The 3,903-nt window shown below is 58.2% G+C and carries 4 protein-coding genes and 1 pseudogene; 4 read left to right on the top strand and 1 reads right to left on the bottom strand.

Annotated elements, in window-relative coordinates; translation table 11 throughout:
- From G495_RS21390 to phnP, 4 genes are all read left to right on the top strand, one after another.
- On the top strand, positions 1–685 hold a 685-nt coding region (locus G495_RS21390), incomplete at its 5' end, for a phosphonate C-P lyase system protein PhnL (protein WP_084458335.1).
- Entirely contained in the window at positions 682–1,839 is a 1,158-nt protein-coding gene (locus G495_RS0114470) for an alpha-D-ribose 1-methylphosphonate 5-triphosphate diphosphatase (RefSeq protein ID WP_245588451.1), read from the top strand. The genes G495_RS21390 and G495_RS0114470, both read left to right, overlap by 4 nt.
- 9 nt (positions 1,840–1,848) lie before the next feature.
- Positions 1,849–2,436 carry a phosphonate metabolism protein/1,5-bisphosphokinase (PRPP-forming) PhnN gene (gene phnN / locus G495_RS21385; protein WP_084458333.1) on the top strand — a complete coding sequence of 196 codons (588 nt, stop codon included), beginning with the start codon at positions 1,849–1,851 and terminating at the stop codon, positions 2,434–2,436.
- A complete protein-coding gene (gene phnP, locus G495_RS21380) occupies positions 2,433–3,305 on the top strand; it encodes a phosphonate metabolism protein PhnP (RefSeq protein ID WP_245588450.1) in 873 nt (290 codons plus the stop codon). Before phnN ends, phnP begins: the two co-directional genes overlap by 4 nt.
- Positions 3,306–3,387: 82 nt before the next feature.
- On the opposite strand, the pseudogene G495_RS0114465 reads toward phnP, so the two are convergent.
- A pseudogene (locus G495_RS0114465) lies at positions 3,388–3,903 on the bottom strand (type I glyceraldehyde-3-phosphate dehydrogenase); the annotation flags it as partial.

The following is a 3,903-nucleotide window of genomic DNA, read 5'->3' as shown; positions in this document are numbered from 1 at the left end:
GAGATTTTTCCTGCACGAGCAGAAGGCGTTCATTCCTTCCTGCGCCGATGTCGACCTGACAGTTTTCAAAAAACAGATGACGGCCATGGTGGGACCGACGGGGTGCGGGAAATCATCCGTGCTGAAGTGCATCTTTCGCACTTATCTCCCGCGTAGTGGCCGGGTGCTCTACCACGACGAGGCGGGACACACCACTGATCTGGCGCAGGCGTTGGATCATCGGATTCTGGAACTGCGGCATTCCGATATCGGTTTCGTGACCCAGTTTCTCCATTGTCTGCCGCGAAAAAAAGCCTTGGATGTCGTCAGCGAACCACTGATCTTGCGGGGCGGAAAAAAAGAGGAGGCCCGAGACGCCGCTGCGGATCTCTTGCGCCTTCTCAATGTCCCGGAACGCCTCTGGCACGTGCCGCCCGCCACCTTTTCCGGCGGAGAAAAACAACGGATAAACCTGGCGCGAGGACTCATTTCAAGCCCCCGGCTGCTGTTGCTCGACGAGCCCACGGCCAGTCTTGATCCGGACACCACCGAACGTGTCATTGATTTGCTTTCAAGCATCAAAACCAGGGGAGTGGGCATGCTGGCCGTATTCCATCACCCCGAACTGGTCCGCCGACTCGCGGATCATGTTGTTGAATTAAAGTCTCAGGGTACGGAGGCCCTGGGCATGGAGGGGAATATATGATGAAGAGAACCTTGCTGATAAATGCCCGGGTGGTTTTGCCAACCGAGGCGCGTGACGGCGTCGCCGTCCTGATCGAGGACGGGCGCATCGCCGCCCTTGATCCGGACGGAGCGGGAAAAACGGAGATCATCGATCTTGCCGGAAGGATTCTTATCCCAGGCATGATCGACCTGCATTGCGACGCCCTGGAAAAAGAAATCGAACCGCGACCAAATGTGCATTTTCCCCTGGATTTCGCCTGCGCCCAGGCCGACAAACGCAATGCGCTGGCCGGGATCACCACGGTTTTTCACGCCCTGTCGTTTGCCAACCATGAACTGGGGGTGCGCAACAATGCCTTCGCCGCCGAGATCGCCCGTGCCGTCCACACCTGGCGGCCCCATGCACTCATCGATAATCGGGTGCATGTCCGCTATGAGGTCACCGATGATACCGCGCCTGCGGTACTGAGTGAACTCATCGAAAAGGGCGATGCCCATCTGATGTCCTTCATGGATCACAGCCCCGGTCAAGGCCAGTTCCGCGATGTGGAGGCCTATCGCGACTACCTCGCCCGCACGTACAAAACAGACGAGAACGCGCTTGACGGGATTCTGGCCCGCAAGCTGGAGGCCGCACAGGGAGCCATGGCTCGCATGCGGTCCCTGGCTGAAAAGGCCCAACACCACGGGGTGTCGATCGCCAGTCACGACGACGACTCGCCGGACAAGGTCGCCACGGTGCGGGCGCTTGGCGCAGTCATCTCCGAGTTCCCGATCAACCTCGAAACCGCCCGCGCCGCCCGCGAAAACGGCTTGGCCACCCTGTTCGGAGCTCCCAATATCCTGCGCGGAAAATCCCAGTCGGGCAATATGCGGGCGCTTGATGCCGTCAGCAATGGGGTAGCCGACTGCCTCTGCGGCGATTATTCCCCTGCTGCGTTGCTGCCATCCATCATGCGTCTGCCTTCTCTTACGGATATTTCCCTCTGCCAAGCCGTGGCCATGGTGACCGTCAATCCGGCGTGCGCCGCAGGGTTGTCTGATCGAGGAGAGATAGCGATTGGCAAGCGTGCGGATCTTGTCGCCGTGAAGATGCTCGGTTCCCTGCCGCAGGCGGAAAGAGTCTGGGTGAATGGAACATCCATCGTCTCAGCGTATTTCGATCATGTGTAAGGGGCTACGATGAAAGCCCGACTCATTTACGTCATGGGGGCATCGGGAAGCGGCAAGGACAGCCTGATGCGTTACGCCCGGGAAAAACTGGCCAAACACTCCAATATCGTTTTCGCTCATCGCTATATCACCCGTCCAGCGGATGCGGGAGGTGAAAACCATGTGTCGCTCACCCCGGATGAATTTTCCTCGCGGGTTGCGGCCGGGCTTTTCGCCTTTCATTGGCAAAGCCACGGCCATCATTACGGGATCGGCATCGAGATCGACCAGTGGCTTGCAAGCGGCGCGACCGTCATTGTGAACGGCTCCCGCGAATACTTGCCCCAGGCGTCCGGTCGATATCATAACGTGGTGCCGCTCTTGATCGAGGTTTCTGCGGATGTCCTCCGGGAACGGCTCCTGAGCCGGGGCCGCGAAACCAGGGAGCAGGTTGAAAAACGTCTGCAACGTCACCAGATTCTTGCAGGCGCCTGCGAGGGCTGTCTCAAGGTCAATAACGACGGACAGCTTCACGAAGGCGGTGACACTTTGATCGGTCTCATCCTGCATTATTCCGTGAATGACTGTTTACAGCCCGACAGGCGTATTCATTCATGAGCACACTGAACTCAGGAATCCTTCCGTCATCCGGGGAAGTTGATTCAAGACATGACTCCCGGAATGGCCCGAAGCCACCGAAAAACACAGGTGGTTTGCGTTTAAGCTTACTGGGGACAGGCGACGCAGGCGGTGTGCCGCTTTATGGGTGCAATTGTCCGGCCTGTGAACGGGCACGGCTCGATCCACGTTTCATACGGCGTCCAAGCACGGCGCTTGTTGAATCCGGCGGCACGCGGGTCTTGATCGACGCGGGGTTGGTCGATCTCGTCGAGCGGTTTCCTTCCGAAAACCTGACCGCGATCCTGCTCACCCATTTTCACCCCGATCATGTCCAGGGACTGTTTCCTCTCCGCTGGGGCACAGGCCCACGGATCGATGTCGGAGCGCCTCCCGATCCGGAGGGCTGCGCCGACCTTTACAAAAACAACGGCTTGCTGAAGTTTCACCGGCTCCAGGAATTCAGCCCGGCTCTCTTTGGTGACGTGACGGCTACCCCTGTTCCCCTGGTGCATTCCAAGATGACCTTTGGCTACTGCCTTGAAGCGGGTTCGGCAAGGATTGCCTATCTTTGCGACACCATCGGCCTGCCGCCCGGCAGCGTGGAGTTTTTTAAACAGTGGCGGCCTGATTGCGTTATCCTCGATTGCTGTCATCCACCTCTGGAGAGGCGGCCACGTAACCATAATGATGTGCGCACCGCATTGGAAAGCGCGGATGCCATCGGAGCGCGGAGGGTGATCCTCACCCATGTAAGTCATGAGTTGGATTTGTGGCTGATGGACCACGCAGGAACCCTACCCCGCCACGTTGCGGTTGGAAGGGATGGAATGGTAATCGATGATCGAAATACTGAGCCCTCAAGGTAATCACTTGGTTTGAGTAAACACTGGGATGCTTATTCGATTTTTATTTTTTGACGGGGCAAGACTCGAAGATCTTCCTATAAGCTTATTCCCCCGCCAGGCTCAGCCAGGTTTGCGCTACATCGAGCATGCGATTGGCGTAACTCCACTCGTTGTCGAACCAAGCCATGAGTTTGAGCAGCCTGCAGGCGCTCACCCGGGTCTGAGTTCCGTCGATGATCGCCGAGCGGGGGTCGGTGTTGAAATCGACCGAAGCGTGGGGCTCTTCGGTGTATCCCAGGAGCCCCAGCAAGCGTCCTTCCGAGGCTTCACGAAAGAGGGCGTTGACCGAAATGGCATCCGCAGGACGACGTAGGTTGATGGCCAGGTCCATCAGAGAAACATTGATGGTCGGTACGCGCAGGTGCAGACATTCGAAACGGCCGCTCAGGGCGGGCATCATCTTGCCAATCCCCTGACTCAGGCCGGTATCGACCGGGACCATGGACTGCATGGCGCTGCGGGTCAGCCGCAGATCGGTGTGGTGATAGCTGTCGATCACCGGCTGGTCGTTCATTGCCGAATGGATGGTCGTGGTTACGCCGTTCTCGATCCCGTAATG

This window comes from Desulfocurvus vexinensis DSM 17965, from assembly GCF_000519125.1.
In the GTDB taxonomy this organism is placed as follows: Bacteria; Desulfobacterota; Desulfovibrionia; order Desulfovibrionales; family Desulfovibrionaceae; genus Desulfocurvus; species Desulfocurvus vexinensis.
The sequence above is the reverse complement of the archived record's forward strand: the minus strand, read 5'-3'. Positions and strand labels throughout refer to the sequence as shown.

Coding starts and splice junctions, on each gene's coding strand:
- G495_RS0114470 (WP_245588451.1), top strand. CDS start 682: ATGATGAAGAGAACCTTGCTGATAAATGCCCGGGTGGTTTTGCCAACC.
- phnP (WP_245588450.1), top strand. CDS start 2,433: ATGAGCACACTGAACTCAGGAATCCTTCCGTCATCCGGGGAAGTTGAT.
- phnN (WP_084458333.1), top strand. CDS start 1,849: ATGAAAGCCCGACTCATTTACGTCATGGGGGCATCGGGAAGCGGCAAG.